Genomic DNA, 18,301 nt, shown 5'->3' with positions numbered 1-18,301 from the left:
AGATCATGTCACAGCTCGTCCTGTTGCTCGCCGCCGTCACCGCCGCCACGCTCGTCCCATCCGCCTCCCAGGCCCAACAGCGGACGTGGTTCGGGTGCGGTGACCAGATCGTCTACGAGAGCGGCGTGGCGCTCGGGCAGTCGCGGATCGTCGAGGCCGGGGCCGGCCACACGGTGTGGAGGACGGCGTGCCAGGCCGACGGCCGACGGTTCGAGATCCGCCGGACGAAGGCGGGCTGTTCCTGGGTTCCCGACCCGGCGCAGGGCGTCGCCCGGCGCGAGGAGCGCGAGGTGTACCGCGACGCCGCCGGCGAGGAGATCGAGGTGAAGCCCTGTTCGTTGCGTGACGGGGCCGAGACGGTGCCGCTGCGGCTCACGGTGTCCGGTTGCCGGATGCGCAACGACTTCGAAGCCGGCGTCACCATGGGGGAATCGCGGGCGGTCTTCAGCCCTCCGGAGGACGGCGGCGGCGCGGTCCCCCGTCTGGCGCAGGCCTGCGCCGAACGTCGCGACGCCCCGCTGCTCTGGAAGCACCGTATGGAGACGTGCACCCCGCCGAAGGAGAGTGTCGTGGCCGGCGCTCCGGCGCAGAGCTGGACGCAGGTGACCGTCGAGTCCGATCCGCCGCGGGTCATCCGGTCCTGCCAGCCGCAGGGCGGCGGAACGCTGCGCACCACGACGGAGGGATGCGCGGGGGTGTATGTTCACGATCTGGCGAGCGCCACCTCCTACGGCACCCGCCGCTGGTATCAGGTGACGGTGTCCGGGGAGGCCGGGGAATCCTTCGCCGGTTGGGTCACCCGCTGCGTCCAGAATCCGGACGAGGCCTACCAGCACCTGACCGTCAACACCGGCTGGCGCCATGACGACGCCGCGCGCACCAGCCTGCAGCTGTCGGACACGGTCGTCGACACCCCGACCGGCCGGACCGTGCTGGAGACGGGCGTGGCGCGGGAGCGGGCCCGTCCTTACGCGCTTGAGGAGGACCCGGCGCCGCGGGCGGCAGGGGCGCCGGTGGCGATCGGCTGCGAGCGGTGGCAGGCGTGGCGCCGCATCGGCCTGGTCACCCGCGGCGACGGTTCGCGGATCGAGATCGACCGCGGGCCGTTGCCGGCCACCCGCGTCGCGGCCTGCGCCCCATGAGCGCCGTCCCGCCGATGAACGCCGCCCTGCGGGCCACGCTGGACCCGCTGGTGCCGTTGATCTACGGTCGCGACGACGTGGTGGAGGTCTCGCTGAACGGCCCCGGCGACCTCTGGGTCGAGATCGCCGGGCGCGGCTACGAGAAGATGGATGGAGCCGGCCTGGATCTCTCCTGGAGCCGCGACCTCTGCGATCAGCTCAAGAACCTGTTCAAGCGGCCCTACGACCCGAACCGCTTCCCTCTGCTGGCTTCACCGCTTCCCGGCGGGCACCGCCTGCAGGCCGTGCTGGGGGCGAACACGCGCAGCGGCATGGTGCTGAGCATCCGCGTTCAGCGCCACAAGAGTTTCGATTTCAGCGACTTCGGTTTGCTGCCGGGCCGACTGGTGGAGGGCGGGGCCGCCTACCGGGCGGCGCGGTTCGACAGCGGTCATCCGATCGGGACCGTCGAGGATCTGGAGGCGGTGGTGGCGGCCGAACTGCCCGTGCTGGTGTCGGGTGGAACGAACAGCGGCAAGACCAACTTCCTGAAGCGACTGCTGCGGTGCGTCCGCTCCGACCGGCGCGTGGTGACGGTGGAGGATGTGGAGGAGCTGGTGGTGGCGCAGCCGAACCAAGCCGGGCTCCTGGCGGAGGAGTCGCAGACCGGGACCGCCGTCGAGCCGATGCATCTCCTGAAGGCGGTGCTCCGCCTCAACCCCAGTGTGGCGGTGCCCGGCGAACAGCAGCTCGAGAACACGCTGCCGAGCTACCGGCTGCTCAACACCGGCCACAGCGGCTGGATGTCGACCATCCACGCCGACAGCCCGCTGGACGCGCTGGAAGCGTGGCGCACGAACATGACCATGGCTCTGAAGTCGGCCGCCGCCGCCGATGCCGCGCTTCCCGTCCTGGTGCGCAAGATCGCCCGCATCGTACAGCTTTCGGAGCAACGCAAGGTGGTCGAGATCGTCCGGCCCGCCGATCTGCCCTGGCGGGAGCTGATCGGAAGAACCGGAGGAGCGGGATGAACTGCTGTACGCCTTCTTACATCCTGTCGGACAAGTAATGGAACAAGCAAATGGCAATATATGAAAAATCATACATTTCGATCGATGAATCGATTGCCCAACAAGTAGGTTACCCGTATCCCACCCCAAAGCTCACGTTCGACTTCCCGCCACACCTCATCGAAACCTGCATGGTCCACGGTCGCCCTTGGGTACATAGGGGTGAAACGCTGGCTCGCTTCGCGAATGAGTTTGATCTTCGCGTCATTGTGGAGCTTGGTGTGTGGCGGGGGGAAACCTTCGAACGTCTCTTGGAGCAATGCCCGGCGGCCAAGGTTTATGGTATCGACCGCTGGGCACCCGCGCCGGAAGCAGCGGCCGGCGCGCCTGAGGATTGGGCCGAATGGCCGCACGAAGATCACTTGGCCAAGGTGCAAGCCATTGCGTCCGGTCACCCCGGCCGAGCGCATGTGTTTCGCATGGAAACGGTCACCGCCGCCGCACTCTTCAACACCTGCAGTGTGGACATGGTGTTCGTCGATGCCGACCACAGCTATAACGGAGTAATCTCGGATATAGACGCTTGGCTACCAAAGATCAGATCTGGCGGGTGGATTTTCGGACACGACATCGACTGGACCACGGTTAGGGCGGCCGTACACGATCGACTTGGTTACGATCTCGAGTACGGCATGGATGCCCTGTGGGCGTGGAAAGTACCTTAATTTTAAGCCCATGTCTCTTGGAAACAGGAAAACGTGTGCGGCAAGTCTTCGGCGCCCTGACAGCATCCCCGATCCTTACTTGCCGCGGCGTGCCGCTGCCTCGAACGCCACATCCGCAATCAGCCCCATCGTCAAGGATGACAGGGCCGATTTGATGGTCGGCCAGTGATTCATGCCCGCCGCGTCTGCCGTCGCGGCAGTGCGCGTCTGGAGGACCAGACGGCGGACGCCATGCGCGACGTCCTCAACCCGCAACGGCGTCAGCTCGTTGAGCAGCGGCGCCGGCACCTTTCCCTTCAGCGCGTGCAGGGCGGCGGCCCACAAGGCGTTCACATCGTCCGCATCGGGGAGCGGCCCCGGCTCGATCGTTGCCGGGATGGCCAGACGTTCGACGGTTCCACTTCGGCGGGCGCGCCGACCGGCGCTGTGCCGCTCACGCTCCAGGAAGGTTTCCACCACCTCCTCTTCGTCCTTGGCGGCAAAGTCCAACGTCACGGCTTCGATTTTTCGCCCGCGCCGTTTGATCTTGTCCTCGGGCATGCTGACCCGGAAGGGAGCGAGATGGTCGACCTCCGCGATGGCGCGGTCGATGGTGCGTGTACGCAGAATGCCAAAATCTTTGTAGGCGCCGTCCGGTACGTTCAGAAGTTTACGCAGAGTGTCGATGTCCAACTCCAGCGACGGGTAGTCCATCTGGTAGCGCTGCATTCCGATTTCGTAGAGCTTCAGCGCATAGGTGCTGGTCACCTTGACCATCGCCGGACCGGACAACTTGGCCCACAGTTGCGAGGTGCGCTGGATCTCCAGGAAGGCGTCGGTGAATTGAAAATGGATGTCAGCGGCGTCGGTGTCGTCCTCCTCTTCCGGACGGACGTAGCTGCTCAGTATCCGCAACTCCGCACGGGATCGGCGCCCACGAAATGGACCGATGACAACAAGGCTTGAGTCGAAAATTTCCTTCAACGCATCGAAGATCCGCTCATTGCCCTTGTGGTTGCCACGGACCACCCGTTTGGGCAGTCGGTACAGTCTGTTCGCGAAATTCTGGCTTCCTGCCAGATGAATCATGAAGTTCAGCATCTTCTGCGCCGGCAGCGACAATCGCGCGCCGTTTGCGGGATAGCTGTAAACGGCTTCCGCCGCCTTGATCAGATGCTTGTAGCCATCGCGCTCGAAGGTGGCGCTTGCGACACGCGCCGTCAGTCCCACCTCGGTCGGAACAGACGCTTCGCCCGAAACGGCAAGAGCGGAATGTGCGGAGCCGGACCCAGGCTCGGGGATTGCATCGATGATCGTTTTGCCGTCAAGGCTGCCAGGTTCGACGATCAACATGGACGGACCGCCGGACTCCGTCCGAGGGGCTTCCGGCGTGTGCAGGTCCTTGGTGCGTCGCGCTTTCGGCATGCCCGTCCTTCCTGTCGGTCGGGCAATGGTAGGTCAATCCTTACGTCGATAACAAGTAAGGAAAGGATTTCCGGATCAAGAATTCGCCATCCTTACGTCTTGGGGGCATTCCCTTACGCCCCGGGGGGTGTGGCAACCGCCCCCGCCAAGTAAGCGATGTGCCCCCGATCCGTAAGGATCACAGCGCGCGACTCGCCAGAATCCGTGGGGTTTCAGGGTTACGAATCTCTTTTGAATCCGAACAGATCAAAAATGACGTTTGTCGAGACGGGATGTGGGAGGTGCTCCGACATCATTCTGAGGCTCTGATCGGCACACAGGCCTTACCGACAGCGACTCAGCCCCAAGATCCTTACCAGCTGGGGGACCATGGCCTGCCGTGCTTCTTTGGCCGGATGGTTCTACCCTTACGTCTTGGGGGCCGTATGACAAAGCAATGCCCCCAAGACGTAAGGATGGCGCTTTAAGCGCCTCGTCGGAAGCCCAAGTCCTGACAGGTCAATGCGCGCCGCGCAGCCCCTCGCCCCCAAGCGGTAAGGATCGCGTCGACCTGGCTGGCCCTTTGCCCCCCCGAGCGGTAAGGATAGGAGAGGCTGGCCCCCAAGCGGTAAGGATCAAAGCGCCTCCCAGCGGGAGCTGCTTTGGGAAACCAGCCCATTGCTTGTTCTATTTCTGTTCCCATTGTAGCCTTGCGAACCCAGGTCGAGCGCGGGGCGGAGGAGCAGGATGGGTTTGATACCGTTTCCGACCATGCGGATTCGCGACACGTTGCGGATCACGGCCTCTGTCGACCTTTTCTGCCTATCCTGCGACTGGAGCGGGCCGCTGGACGTCGTCGCGCTCATGTGCCGATACGGCCCGAACTGTTCCGTCATGCGGGCCATGGCGGAAAGCGCCTGTCCGCTGCATGGCGCTGAGAGCATCCGCTACCGGACCATCGGAGCGCCTCCTGCGCCTTATTACCACCTTCACCTCGGTGCCGTTGGCGAACCGGCATGCACCGTCGTCGCCCACTGCCGGGCTTGTCACCGGCAGCGTGCGATCGACGTCGTGGAATTGTGCCGGCGCGGGCTTGCCGGGCCGGACGATCCGCTGACCACCCTGCCAGACCGCATGCGTTGTCAAGGTTGCGGTCAGTCGGGGTGGGGGCAGATCAGGCTCGGTCGGTAGCGGCGGACCAAGCCTCCACAGCCCAAGCCGGCTGAAAGCAGCCACGCGGCCCTGTGATAGGTCCCTGTTGCGCGGACGGTGCCGGTCGCGTTAACTCATTTTCGAAAAGCCGGAGGGGATCACACCGGCTTCTTTCGCACATTAAGGGGCAAGAAATGACGAAGGCCGACCTCATCGACGCGATCGCCGGCAAGCTGGGCGGCACGAAGGCCGACGCCGGCAAGGCGCTGGACGCGGTTCTGGAGAGCCTGCAGGACGCGCTGGTCAAGGGGGAGACGGTCAAGCTGCCGGGCTTCGGCCAGTTCGAGATCGCCGAGCGCGGCGAGCGCACGGGCCGCAACCCGCAGACCGGTGCGGAGATCAAGATCGCCGCTTCCAAGGCACCGAAGTTCTCCGCCGGCAAAGCCCTCAAGGACGCCGTCAACGCCGAAGCTGTCTGATCCTGGGACGCTACTTCTTCACTCCGCCTTGACAAAGTTCCGGTAGCTCTCACGTAGGCAGCATAAACGTTATACAAGGCCGTGAACGTATCTACTATGGGCTGCCCCAGCATAATGTGCGCAAAATTGAAGAATCACTGACGCTAATATCAGTGTGAATATTTTTCTAGGAGGTCAAAATGACGGTAGTTTGCCTTTGGATGAGAGATGACTTAACGGATGGCGAAGATCGGGGGGCAGATGGATTGCATTTGTGCGTTGCCTCCGACTCACGGATAACGAGTGGGGAAAAGGTTTCAACTGACCAAGCCCCAAAAATTTTACCTCTACACGTAGTGTGCTGGCACCGCCGCCCAGACGGCACCCCTCCGACTTCCTATTTTTTCCATACATTTGGTTATGCTTTTGCTGGTCATGTGAATATTTGCTACGCTGTCTACTCGCGGCTATCAGCTATGCTGTATCAGCTGCATGCCACTACCCAAGCCTTACCAAGTCTCGATGGTATAGCGGAAATCGCTCTGAAATTCATGAAGGCTTATTTCGAAGACTACTTAAAAGTTGATAACGATCCTGGACAGACAAGTATCATTTTGTTTGGTTACGACCGCGGCACTGAGCGCAAGCATGTCTTTGAACTGCAGTGCTGGTTCGATCAGCCTTACGGTCCTGCGTCAGTTAAAACGGTAAAGTCAAAACGCATAGAGCACTTGTTCGATGTTCCAAAGAAAATTGTCGTCATCGGTTCTGGGAAAGATAGCTTTTTAAATAAACTGAAAAGCGCGACAAACGACAGTAATAATGAGAATGATTATTATGGAATTGTTCCGAGTCATATTATGGATAATGAGCTGAATCCTTTTGGCAGCGATGATCCAGCCGTGGGTGGTGAGCTTCAGGTCGGCTACTGTGGGAATGGGCCCTTCCGAGTCTGCAGCGTGGCTAGTTCTGATCCTAAAAAGGCGTTCGCTTATCTCGGCCTTAGCAATATTACTCATGGCCGGATTAATGCGCTACAAGTTGCAATGGAGGCGATGGTTGTGCGGCTTTATTAGAAATAAGGCCGACAACCCCCATATGTAGGTTTTATATGGCGACCAAGGGGTGCTTTGAGCACCTTGCTTTGTCGAAAGCCTCGCGGTCTGACGGTGTGATGCCCAAATGATGGACATCATCCCTCGTGGCGGCGACAGGGCACCTTTTGAGCCCAGTCGGGAGAAACTGCCATGTACCAGATCCATCCAATGCCCACATCGCACCCGCCGTGCGCGTCGCCATCGCTGCCGTTTGCCGGCCTTTATGGGTGCTCACGGCCACCGCGACGAAGCCGGGCCCGCCGGTGCGCGAAATCGGTTCCAGCCTTCCCGTAGAATGATCGGAGTGAAGCCGCGCTGCAGCGCGCAGCCAGACCGGAGCGGAGACAGGCCAATGCATGGACGCGTGAGTTCCCGGCTTCCCGAAGGGCTGGCGGCATTCGTGCGCGTCGCTCCCATAGACTGTTGGACGCTGGAAGCCGTCAGGCTGCTGAACATGAACGATCATGATCGGCATCACGCGATCTCATGCTGGAGCATACCGTATCGCGGCGTGTTCACGACCGAGCTGGAACGGATGGCCAAGGCGTTGCCACAGGATGGACTGGCAATGGCGACCTTGCGCACACTGCGGAACTCCATTCGGTCGGCAACCCCGGCGGATGGCTCTCCTGGTTTGCTGTGCGATTCCGGCTCGGGAAGCGGTTGGTGCTGAACCTTCCTCCAGACCATAGCAATTAGTCCGGCGCTGGAGAACTCCTCGCGGCGTCGGACACACGACTGCGGGCTTGGCGTCCTCAGCAGGCTAACCGTCGGCTCCGATCGTTCAAGGTCGGCGGCGGCAGGAAGTTTGCCTACGGCTGGGGCTTCTGAAGCTTATCAGGCCCGAAGAAACGATGCGTGACGTCCACCGGCTTGAAGTTCCGCACCATCTCCGGCGTCACCTTTACAATCTTCGCCACATTGATGGATGGCCGTCTCCTCGGCTCGGCCATGCGGGCAAGGGGCGTATCGGCCGCGGCCGTGCCGTTGTCGAACGGGGGTGCCGACGAAGCTTCGGTCTCAGAATTCCCGGCGATCGGCTGCATGGTATCCTACTCCCTGAAGTATGCGCTTTGAGCGACAACGGGCAAACCAGACTGCGGAGGCCATCACCAAACAGCGATACCTGGTGCATCGCAACGGAAATCGAACCGAGCCGGCGACGAACATTCGATCGGCCGAAGCTATGGTCAGAGTTCGAGGCCGCCGGTTCGAAGACCTGGCCCCATCCGCTGGACATTGTCACGCGACGCGGGAGGGAGAACAGGGACATCGAGGCCACGGCCGCGGGCAACCTGGCGCAGTATGTCCAACCCGCCGTCGAGTGCGGCGATCTGATCGATGGGCCGGGCGTTTCCGGACATCAACTCTCGGCGGGTCGCCTGCGTGACAAGCGCTCGCTGGGTCAGCACGGCGTCCGAACTGACGCTGAGTTCGGCGGCAAGACGACGGCGCTCGTCCGCCGATGCGGCGGCGACCGGAAGGCGGGCGACCTCGGGCAACCCTATCCCGGGAAGCTCGGTGTAGCTGCGTGAAGGCTGGGGCGGTGCGGGTGTGTACGACTCTGGGACGGGCCCGCCGCCGATTGGGCTGCGGCCGCCGGAAGGCTGGGCATAGTTGGTCTGCGGTGTGAAGCTGACCGACGTGACGCCGACGGGGGCATCGTTCATGGATTGCGCGCCGATCGCCGCGCAACGGGTTTGGGCGCCTTCCCACTGAACGCGCGCGAACTCGGAATAAGCTCCGCTGAAATGCGGGTCGGCAGCGATGCGGTCGGCCGTCACTTCGCGCGCCCTCTCCGGATCGCGACTCCTGGCCATCTCCGTCTTGTAGGTATCGACCGCTTCAGCCCACAGCGGACGGGAACCGTCCGCGCCGTTCCGGACCAGACCGGCGAGAGGGGCGGGGCGGCCACGCTCGGCCAGCTCGACGAGCAGAGCAACCTGGCGGGCGTGCACCTGAGACTCCTCGCGGACCATTTCCGCGGCGAAACGCTCGCGAGGCATGCCGACGACGACGCGATCTTCTGTCGGGAACGCCGCCAACCGTGGGTCGGTTGCCGGCCCACGGCGGCGCGCGTGATCGAATTCATGGCCGAGATAATGCACCGCGTCGTCCGGCGGGGTCTGGGGGTCCAGCAGCACCGCGTTTACCGACGGTACATAGGCGGCTGCGACACCAGCGGCTTTGAGCATGGCAAAGCGATCGATGTAGACGGCGGTCCCTGTACGGTCGGCGCCGGCCACGACCTCGGCTCCGGACGGCAATTGCGCAAGGCGCCTCTTGATGTGGGTGGTGCTCGCCCGGTCGGCGTCGCTCTGTGAAGCATCGAGCATGTCACGCGTGAGCGCTTGGCCTGGCGGCACGCAGAGTTGCCCTCCGGCGACGCGGATGAGCTGGGGGCGAGGCGGCGCTTCGGCGTGGTAGGCGGGGACGGGAGGGGGAACCGTCACAGGGGGCATCAGCAGCATGGGAGGTCCTCAGGTGGCGTGCCGGCGTGACGCCGGCGTTGTGGGATGAGCAGGGTCACGCGGCCTTGCTCTGATCGTCGCCGGCGACGAAGTCGGCGCCGCTCGCGGGTTGGAAGGTCGAGCCTTGGGAGGGGGGCGCGGCGCCGGCCGGAGCCTGGCCCAGGACGGCGTTCTGGTTGGCCACCTTCTGCTCCTGGGCGGCCACCGCGGCCGCGATCGCGGCGGCGGCGGCGCGCTCGAACTCGTCGTCGGTGCGCGCGGCGCCGACCAGCGGGGCCGGAGAGGCGGTGCGCGGCAGCATAGCCGCGACGAACCGGCCGAACCGGGCGAGGCCGCCGGGCCGCTCGCCGGTAAGCCGCTCGGTCATCACCGGGTCGTTGAACCACGCCGGTGACGAACATTCGATCGGCCGGCTCATCATGCCCTGATAGAGGACGTACTGCTCTTCCAGCTTGCGCATGGTGAGCAGCCGCTGCGCGGGCAGGAGCGGAAGCCCGGTGGCCGACCGCGAGGTGTTCCACTGGAACATCTTGACCTCCTTGCCGGCGCCCTCCGTCTGGCTGACGTTGGCGGTGATCGCCGTGTAGTTGCCGACCGCCTTGCTGACGGCTTCCGCGGTCTCGCTGTCGTTCTGCTGCAGGAGGATCTGCGCGCCGACCGCCGATTTGAGGATGCCGACGGCCTCCTTGTTGATCTTGAGCGCGATCTGGCCGTAGCTCTGGCCGACCAGCAGGAGCTGCACCCACTGGCCGCGACCGAGCGCCGGGATCTGCAGGAAGCTCTCCATACCGGTGGGCAGGGTCCAGAACTCGTCGGCGAGGTAGATGATCGGGCGACCCTTGGTTTTGATGTCCTTCTCGTCCTGACTGATGAAACGCGCAGCACTGCTCTCGAAGAACATGCCGGTGATCTTGCCGAGCGCCACGGCGTCTTCCAGCGGCGTCACGATGAACAGAGCCACGGGCTTCTTGGAGAAGCGCAGCTCGTCCAGCCCGAAATCGGAGGCCGACGTGCGGCTGCGCACGGTGGCCACCTTGAAGATGTCGATGCCGCCTTCCATGGTCGACAGAACGGACCCGCGCTCCTTCGACGGCGTGCGGGACAGCGAGGCCAGCTCGGTGATGACGCGCGCCGGGTAGCCCCGCTGCTCGGCCTCGGCGATCCAGGCCTGGAGCATGGAGGCGACCGCGTCCTGGTCCTCGCCGGCGGTGGGATCGGGTTGGAAGTTCTTCGTCGCCTCCGTCATGAAGTCGATGAGGCGACCGAAGGACGGCTCGCCGAGCTGGGGATCGGCCTCGCAGCGGTAAATGGTGAACAGCGAGAAGCCCTGGAGGGCCGCCCGGCCCTTGTCGCGCCAATGCGGCTCGATCTTCTCGTCGATGGCCATGGTCGCCAGACGCTTGACGTACTGCTCGCGCTGCGCCTGCCAGGTGAACAGCTTCATGATGTCGCCCAGCACGTCCTTCAGAGTGGCGCGGGCCGGCGACGTCCAGGTGGCAAGGGCGTTGGCTTCGAGCGCGATCACCTCATCGCGGATCACCAGGCGGCCGCCGAGCGTCGGGTCGGCTCCCAGAGCGGCGACCCAGTCCGTCCGGTCGCGGACCTCGACCATCAGGATCTCCAGGGCGCGGATGGGATCGGCGTAGACCCGCCCCAGGGCGTCGAGGATGCGGGTGCGGGTCCGCGGCACCTCGCGGCCGCCGGGAAGGCTGTCGAACCCCAGCGGGTTCCAGCGGTCGCCGTCCATCGATCCGAGGCTCAGCTTGATGACCTTGTAGCCGGCCTTGATCAGCCATTTGAGGGACTTGGCGTACAGTTCCCCCTTAGGATCGTTGACCACGAAGGTGGGCTTCGGGCAGTAGGTCTTGCGCCCCAGCGCCCAGCCGAAGGTCTCGAAGCCCAGGATCGGCTGGTATTCGGGCCAGTCGGCCAGCAGGTTGGGGAGGATGATGCCGGCGGATTTTCCGGAGCCGGGCGGCGCGATGAGGATCGCCGACAGCGTCTCCGGCATCCGCAGCAGGCGGCCGTTTGGTGCCCGTCCCAGCACGATGCCCGTCGGCGAGTAGAGCCCGCGCTTCTTGACGTAGCGGTCCTTGGCATCCCAGGCGGCCTTCCGGATGTCGCGGTCGGTGGCGAAACGGGCGCTGCCGTGACTCTTGCGCTGCAGCTCGTAAGGGCAACGCTCCGCCACGCGCAGCGCCACGAGGAGCCCAGCGGCCAGGGACACCATCACGCTCCAGTGCGGCATGCCCCAGACCTCCAGGGGCGCCTGCACGAGCAGCACCCACAGGGGCTTGGCCCAGAGGGTCGGGTATTGCCAGAGCCCGATGGCGTAGTAGGCCCCGGTGTCGCGCAGCCAGCGGAGAGAGAAACCGGGCCGCCAGCCCGGATCGTGCAGCGCACCCAGCGCCGGCCAGGTCGCTGTCGACCGGGAGAAGTCGAGCCCGTTGAACAGCTTGTAGAGCGGGAAGGCGCAGGTCAGGAGCGCCGCCGCGGCCAGAAGGCCGATCAGGGCGCTCATGACGAACCAGGCGATCGCTTTCTGACGTTCGATTTCTTCGACCATGCCGCCAGTGTGACGGCGGCATGGTCGGGAAATCGAGCACCGGCGTCCTCAGCGCTCGGCGCCGCCGCGCGCCGAGCGCCTCTGCCGCGCCGCCGGCGCCGCCCCCTGAACAGGGGTTTCGCGCCGGTTGGCCTCCTCGAGCATCGTCATGTGGACACGCTTCAGGTTGATCTCCGCCGCCCGGAACAGCTTGCCCTCGTCGATGTAGGCCTGGGAGCCTTTGGGAAGGCGCGCCATGGCATCGACGTGGGCGCGCATCGCGTCGACGGTGTCGGCGTATTGCTCCAGCGGCGTGGGGTCCTGGCGGCCGCCCTTCGGGCGGATCTTGCCTTCCTCCTCCAACTGGCGCACATGCGCCGCGAGGCGTTCGCGGACCGGATAGGGGTCCTCGCCGCGGTTGCGGATGGCGGTGTAGGCGTGGATGAGCCCGGACCCGTAGGTGAAGGGAGCCTCGAGGCGCATCCGCTCCAGCAGCGCGTTCGCGTCGACCGCAGGCGGCGGGCCGCCGCCGGATCGCTGGTCAGGTCGCATGACGCATCATCTTTCCATCCCCCCACGCCTCGTCGGCTTCCTGGTGATGTCCTGAGGCCGGTCGAGAGCGGCCCGGCGCGACGTTTCGCCTTCAAGGACCGCCACGCCGCGCTCCAGCGAGCCGCGCACACCGGCCGAGCCTCCCGCCTCCGACGGTTTGGCGGCCAGCATGGCCTTGGTCATGGCCAGCCGGTACGCCAGATCGGGAGCCGGGATTCGGCTGGCGCGCAGAACCGCTTCGTTGCGGCCGGCCTCGCCCTCGGCGACGAAGAAGGGCTGGATCGCCTGAAGCCCCGCCTCGCGGCGCCGGACCTCTTCCTCAAGCACCGCCTTGCCGGCGCGCAGCGCCTCCAGCGTCGCCGGGTTGGCAGCCGGGTCGGCCTCGCGGCGGACCAGCAGGGCCGCGGTCACGGCGGCCCGGTTCGCAAGGTCGTCCGACGGGATGCCCTGCGCGCGGACGCGGGCCTCGGCAAGGCCTTGCTCGTCGTTGCGGGCGTAGAAGGGCTGGATCGCCGCGGGTGCCGGGGTGGAGGCGGACGACTTCCCGGCACCGGTCGAGAACTGCAGACCGCCGATGCTGTCCGCCACGGCGCGCGCGGCGTCGAGGGCGCCCTCGTACCAGCCCGTCCCACCGTTGCCGGGCTCGAGCGCGCTTCGGATCGTCTCGGTGGCCCTGGCGTCCACTTCGGCGATCACTCCGGCCAGGAGTGGGCCGGTTTCCACCGGTGCGGACTCGGGCACTTCCTGGACGGGAGCGGCGATCCCGGCCCGCACTGCGTCGATTCGGGCCAGTATGTCCGCGACGGTCTGCGGTTCAGCAGGGTCGGCCGGAGTCAGCAACGCGCCGACGCTGCCATCCCGGATCGCGGCTTCGGCCTCGCTGACCCTGGCCAGGTCAGACGGATCGACCTTGGGCGATTCGGCCGTGACGGCGGGCAGGCCGACCGCAGCGGATGGCGCGGTGCCGGCCAACGCCTCCTCGATCATCCGGCGGGTTTCGGCGAGGGACGCGCCGACGTCGGCCGCGTTCCGGGTCAGCCGTTCGGCGATCTGGCCGGCATCGGCGAGCGCGGCTTCGGCCAGCTCGCGCGCGTTCCGGATCGGTTCATCGACGGCTTCGGCCGCGGCGAGCGGCGCCGGAACATTGTCGCGGCCGGCGAGGTGGACGGCTCCGGCCGCGGCCGCCACTCCAACGGCGGCACCGGCGCCGGCAAGCGCGGCGCGCGACCAGTTCCGCGACTCCGCGGTGGCGGTCAGATCGGCCTCGACGATCGGGACCGCGCTGAACCCGCGCAGGACGGGCAGGGCAGAGACCGGGACGGCGACGCCTTCGGGCCCATGATCGGCCAGGGGAAGGTTGGCGATCCGCGCAAGGGCGCGCAGTTCGTCCGCCGCGACCCCGGCGGCGAACAATGCGACGTCGTCGCCCTGCGCGAAACGGGCGACGGTCAGCGCTCCTTCATCGCCATCAGCCGCCGTCTGGGCCGCGTCGGCGTAGGCGGCGCGCAGGGCCGGATCGGAGAGGGGAAAGCTCTTGCCGGACAAGGGCTCGGGCAAAAGCGAGGGTTCCGCGACGGTGGCGGCGGTCAGTGTGGACATCCGATGAGTCTCCAAGGCAAGTCCGGCGCCCGTGTCTCGGTCCCGGACAGACAGCAATTTACCACAGGCCTCATCCTGCCGGATAGCACGCACCGGACCGCTTTGCGCGTCCATAGCATCCGATCTCATAGCATATTGACGAAGTCCCGCAGCAGGAATGTCGGCAGATGGGGCATAGCCCAGGATGCCGTTCCGCTTCTCGATAGCGGCGGTTTCCTTGTCCTGAACTTGGACCAGGATGGTCTGCGCCTTGATCACGACGGCCTGGGCCTGCCGCACGGCTTTGCGGGCCTGCCCGACGGCAAGGATCGCCGCACCGGCCTCGCCCCAGCGGTCGGCGGCGGCGCGGTAGGCGGGACTGCGCAGCAGATCGGGCAGGCGGCCGAAGGTGACCTCCGGCCAGGGCCAGCCCGTCCCGATGGCGTCCACGACCCTCCGGCATTCGTTCTTCGTCGGAACGGCGTGAGCGGCCGTGACGAGGGGCAGGCCGGTCGGCAAATGGGACACCACCCAGCCGCGGCCCGACGTCCGCGTCTCGGTCAGCGGCGCCGCGCGGCCGCCGAGCGCCGCCGCGAGGTCGGCGCGCGGCATCGCACCGCGCGCGCGGGCGATCTCCCGGGCGGCGGCGGACCGATAAGCCGTTCCCCCATCCATGTCCGCGGCGATGCGGTCCAGGGCCTCGGCGAGCGCGGTGGCCTCGTAGCGGCGCATGGCGCCGTCCACCGCATCCGACCGTCCGCGGGCGGCCGCGGCAGCGTTCCGCAAGGCGGCGGCGTCCAGGTCCGGTCCGCCGGCCAGGCTCCAACCGACGATGCGGAGGTCGACGGGGCGATGGACCGCGAAGGGGCCCCGGGCCTCGACCGTCAGGGTCACCTTCTCCCATCCGTCCGGACCGGACACCGCCAGGACCGCGGGCCGGGCCGTCCAGTCCTCACCGGGCTCCGGCTCGTTGACCGGCCGCGCGCGGTCGTCCGGGGCCACCACGCGCGCCGCGGCGTCCATCTGCACGAGCACCGGGTGCCCGGCGAGCACGCGGTCCGGAACCGGCTCGCCCCGGGCGACGGCGTCGAACACGGCGGCGGCGTGGCGGCGGGCGAGCGGCTTGACCAACCGCGGGTCGATGGCCTGGAGATCGAGATCCGCCAAGTCCGGCAACCGGCGGGCGACGTACTCGCCCCTGGACAGCTGCCAGGGCGGAACGTTGCCGAGCGCGTCTCCTTCATCGAGGACGCGGACCGGCGGCATCGCAGCACCGCCGGCGAAGGATGCGGCGGCGGCCACGGCTTTCTCCATGGCCGGATGCGCGGGTTGTTTGCCGGGCTCGCCCTGCTCGAGACGGCCGGCCGGCGCGGTCCAGGGCAGAGCCTCCGCCGCGTAGGCGCCGTCCGGTGTGGGCCGGAGCCGCACTTCGCCGACCGCGGCGCTGTAGGTTTTATCGGTGAAGATGCGGCGGCCGCGGGGGGCGGCGCCGGGGAGGGCGAAACCCCACGACAGGCCGGCACCTGAGAGATGACGAGAGAGCGCCTGGAGGGCGTCGCGGTCGGCGGGGGACAGGGGCGCGTCCCGGCCGCCGGCAACGCTGTATTGCCTGAGGGCAGGCGGTGGTCCGATCACCTCATCGGCACGGAGAATCGCCGGGTCGGCCGCACCCCCGCGCTGTCCCATCTCGCGCAGCCAGAGATCCCGGACCTCCGGAACCGCCGGGCGGGCACCGACGGTCCCGTCGGCCAGGGCCTGGAGAACGGCGGAAGTTCGGTCCGGAAGAGCGAGATCCGCTACAAGGTGATCACGTAGGGCAGCTCCCCGGACACCACGGACGTCGTCACCCGCGGACCGCCAGGCAACGGGGGTGCGGCCAGCGGGCCCTGCTGCGGCTTCAGCATGCGCGTGTGCGGCAAGTTCCTCAGCGAATCTTCGAACGGGGTATCCGGCGAATCCGAATCGCTCCGCTCCAAGTCGGCAAGATTCGGGATCGCAGAACGGAAGGAATTCGTCGGCGGAGAGGCGGCCTTCCCGGAGGTTGACATGGACGGACTCATGAAAGAGGGCGTTTGCGGGGTTGGCGTCCGTCATCGCGACGAACGCGTGATGATGGACCGAACCGTCGCCGGATCGCAACGGCGCGGTGAGCCCGGAAAGCGGCTCGATCGGCCCGCCGGCACCGCCGACCTTGGCAACGATCGCCCCGGCCACATGGACACGCCCTTCGGCAAGATCGGTCGGTAGGCAGGATGACGCTAACGGACGCAGCGCGGTGGCCAGGAGATTTTGCTGCGCCTGGTACGCCGCGTCGGGATTGACCCATGATCCGACGGCCGCTCCTGGCGTCACCGCACGGTAAAGCCACTTCCGGCCGGCTCCCTCGACGAAAACAATCTCACCAGGAACGGGGATGCGATCTGGAATGGGCGGTTCGGGTTGGCGGCGGTAGGAGAGGAGTTGGGGCGGAAGGCGTGGAACGACACCCAGACTGAATGCGACTGACGGCCCGGAGATCCGCGCACTCCTCCATCCGAGACTGTACTGGGGGTCATCCGTCCCGCCGTCCTGCCGCCGTTCTGGACGGCGCTTCGCGATCACCGGGCGCAGGGCCTCGACGGCACGGTTCACCCGGTCCGGGTCCGGGTAGGCGGGCATCTCCGGATGGAAGAGCGCGCGGATCTCCGGCCTCTCCGCGAGCGGCGGTCGCCTTGCGACGGTGCGGGCGGCGGCTCCGCGCGCTTCCTCCAGCCGCGTGTCGGCGATCCCCGCCGCGTCGATGCGCTTCTGCATACGCCCGGCCGCCTTGGCGAGATCGGCGCCGGCGGACGTCTCCCCGCCCCAGAAGCCGGCGAGGCTGACCGCCTCGTTGCGCAGTTCCAGGACGGTCCGGGCGCCGAGGGCGCGGGACAGAGCCCGCGCAAAGGCGCTGCGCGACCCCGCCGCCTTGTCGATGCGCTTCAGCACCCTCTGCGACCGCCTCCAGCGCTCGTCGAGCACGTCCTGGGCGCGGGCGCGGGCGACCTCGGCCAGCCGCGCCAGCGGGTCGGGGTGGTAGCGGATGCCGGAGGACAGCCGGCGGAACTCCGTGCCGCGTTCGAAGGGCCGGCCGTCGGGCCGTTCGAGGCGCAGCTCGTCGAGCGGCGAACACAGGCGGGCCGCCGGCGGCGGATCGGAACTGGCGATGCGGGCGATCAATTCCTGCGGCCGGCCACCGATGGTGACCGTGATCGGGAAGCGCAGCGGCGCGCTCAGCGCGGCCTGCGCCGCGTCGCGCCCGGTCTCCGGCCGGTCGGGCACCGCGAGGCCGCCGACGGTCCAATCGTCGCGGCGGCAGTCCGGGGCCAGCGGGTCGCAGAGGGGGGAGGGCCGGTCGGGATCGGCCTGCAGGGTCACCGTGCGGTGCTCGGCATCCAGGACGGCGGTCAGCCGGTTCCCGGCGACATCGATAACGGCGCGCCGCTCGGCGGGGAAGACTGGGGTCAGGTCGCCGTGACTCCAGCGCAGGCGCCGCACCGCTGCCCCGCTGTTGCGGAGGGCGGCGTAGGCCGCCGCCGCGCCGAACCGGTCCATGACCAGCGCCGGAACCCGGTCGCCGCCGAGAAAGGCGAGGTCCCCATGGCGGCCGGCGAGCCACACCCCGCGCCCGCCGCCGTCCGGTAGGCCGAGAGCCCGGTCGAGCCGCTCGACGTCGCGGCCGACCAGGAGCCAGCGGGGGCCGGGAATCTCCACGAGCCTCGCCCATGGGGCGTCCTCATCCACAGGGGGGAGAGCGGCGGCGAACTCCAGAGCTTCCCGCAGCTCCTGCTGGTCCGCGTCGAAGGCGGCGAGGTCGCCGGCCGCGACGGCGACGGACAGGCGGGCCAGCAGACGGTCGAGCGGCTGCCCGTCGCGGGCCAGCCACAGGCGGTCGGGCGGGCTGTCCGGCAGCGACGTCCAGTCGGCCAGCGGAGCCGCGCGCTCCGCGAAGAGGCGGGCGGCCTGCCGGGTCTTCTGCCGGCCGACGACGCGTCCCCCGGCCGTCACCATCCAGGGATCGAGGGGGACGCCGTTGCGCTTCAGCCCGGCCCGTCGGGCGACGGCCAGGGGGGTGCCCTCCATCACCATGCCGGCGGCCTCCTCGGTGCGCCCCTCCGGCGTGGTGAAGCGGACCGCCGCCGCCGGCCGCCACCGCGCCGCCGCGGCGCCCGGCGCCGTCCTGGTCTCCAT

Annotated in this window: 12 protein-coding genes; 6 read left to right on the top strand and 6 right to left on the bottom strand. The window is 67.2% G+C overall.

What is annotated here, in order from left to right; all coding sequences use genetic code 11:
• The first annotated feature begins 5 nt into the window (after window positions 1-5).
• From JJL56_RS33385 to JJL56_RS26310, 3 genes are read left to right on the top strand one after another with little or no spacing between them, the layout of a single operon-like run.
• On the top strand, window positions 6-1,142 hold the full coding sequence (locus JJL56_RS33385) for a hypothetical protein (RefSeq protein WP_247891268.1): 1,137 nt from the start codon (window positions 6-8) through the stop codon (window positions 1,140-1,142).
• Complete coding sequence (locus tag JJL56_RS26315) at window positions 1,139-2,152, top strand: ATPase, T2SS/T4P/T4SS family (RefSeq protein ID WP_200486888.1); 1,014 nt, start codon at window positions 1,139-1,141, stop codon at window positions 2,150-2,152. Before JJL56_RS33385 ends, JJL56_RS26315 begins: the two co-directional genes overlap by 4 nt.
• 50 nt (window positions 2,153-2,202) lie before the next feature.
• Window positions 2,203-2,856 (top strand): class I SAM-dependent methyltransferase, encoded by a 654-nt coding sequence (locus JJL56_RS26310; protein ID WP_200486887.1) that lies wholly within the window; start codon window positions 2,203-2,205, stop codon window positions 2,854-2,856.
• 75 nt (window positions 2,857-2,931) lie between these two features.
• Here JJL56_RS26310 and JJL56_RS26305 read toward each other — a convergent pair whose 3' ends face one another.
• A complete protein-coding gene (locus JJL56_RS26305; RefSeq protein ID WP_200486886.1) occupies window positions 2,932-4,260 on the bottom strand; it encodes a replication initiation protein in 1,329 nt (442 codons plus the stop codon).
• 1,223 nt (window positions 4,261-5,483) lie between these two features.
• On the opposite strand from JJL56_RS26305, the gene JJL56_RS26300 reads away from it, so the two are divergent.
• The 3 genes from JJL56_RS26300 to JJL56_RS26290 all read left to right on the top strand — a co-directional run bounded on the left by JJL56_RS26300 (window position 5,484) and on the right by JJL56_RS26290 (window position 7,619).
• Entirely contained in the window at window positions 5,484-5,870 is a 387-nt protein-coding gene (locus JJL56_RS26300; RefSeq protein ID WP_425599150.1) for an HU family DNA-binding protein, read from the top strand.
• A 179-nt stretch (window positions 5,871-6,049) separates the two neighbouring features.
• Window positions 6,050-6,925 carry an Ntn hydrolase family protein gene (locus JJL56_RS26295; RefSeq protein ID WP_200486885.1) on the top strand — a complete coding sequence of 292 codons (876 nt, stop codon included), beginning with the start codon at window positions 6,050-6,052 and terminating at the stop codon, window positions 6,923-6,925.
• Window positions 6,926-7,298: 373 nt separating this feature from the next.
• Window positions 7,299-7,619: a hypothetical protein gene (locus JJL56_RS26290; protein WP_247891267.1), complete on the top strand. Its 321-nt coding sequence runs from the start codon at window positions 7,299-7,301 to the stop codon at window positions 7,617-7,619.
• Window positions 7,620-7,758: 139 nt separating this feature from the next.
• Here the strand turns inward: JJL56_RS26290 and JJL56_RS26285 are convergent, their stop codons facing one another.
• From JJL56_RS26285 to JJL56_RS33380, 5 genes are all read right to left on the bottom strand, one after another.
• Window positions 7,759-7,992, bottom strand: a complete 234-nt coding sequence (locus JJL56_RS26285; RefSeq protein ID WP_137118929.1) for a hypothetical protein — start codon at window positions 7,990-7,992, stop codon at window positions 7,759-7,761.
• Between the two features lie 144 nt (window positions 7,993-8,136).
• Window positions 8,137-9,417, bottom strand: a complete 1,281-nt coding sequence (locus tag JJL56_RS26280; RefSeq protein ID WP_200486884.1) for a hypothetical protein — start codon at window positions 9,415-9,417, stop codon at window positions 8,137-8,139.
• A gap of 55 nt (window positions 9,418-9,472) precedes the next feature.
• Complete coding sequence (locus JJL56_RS26275; protein ID WP_200486883.1) at window positions 9,473-11,983, bottom strand: type IV secretory system conjugative DNA transfer family protein; 2,511 nt, start codon at window positions 11,981-11,983, stop codon at window positions 9,473-9,475.
• Window positions 11,984-12,031: 48 nt separating this feature from the next.
• Window positions 12,032-12,514 carry a hypothetical protein gene (locus tag JJL56_RS26270; protein ID WP_114858943.1) on the bottom strand — a complete coding sequence of 161 codons (483 nt, stop codon included), beginning with the start codon at window positions 12,512-12,514 and terminating at the stop codon, window positions 12,032-12,034.
• Window positions 12,515-12,520: 6 nt separating this feature from the next.
• Window positions 12,521-18,301 carry a hypothetical protein gene (locus JJL56_RS33380; protein ID WP_247891266.1) on the bottom strand — a complete coding sequence of 1,927 codons (5,781 nt, stop codon included), beginning with the start codon at window positions 18,299-18,301 and terminating at the stop codon, window positions 12,521-12,523.

The sequence above is a fragment of the Azospirillum aestuarii genome (assembly GCF_016632405.1).
In the GTDB taxonomy this organism is placed as follows: Bacteria; Pseudomonadota; Alphaproteobacteria; order Azospirillales; family Azospirillaceae; genus Azospirillum; species Azospirillum aestuarii.
The sequence above is the reverse complement of the archived record's forward strand: the minus strand, read 5'-3'. Positions and strand labels throughout refer to the sequence as shown.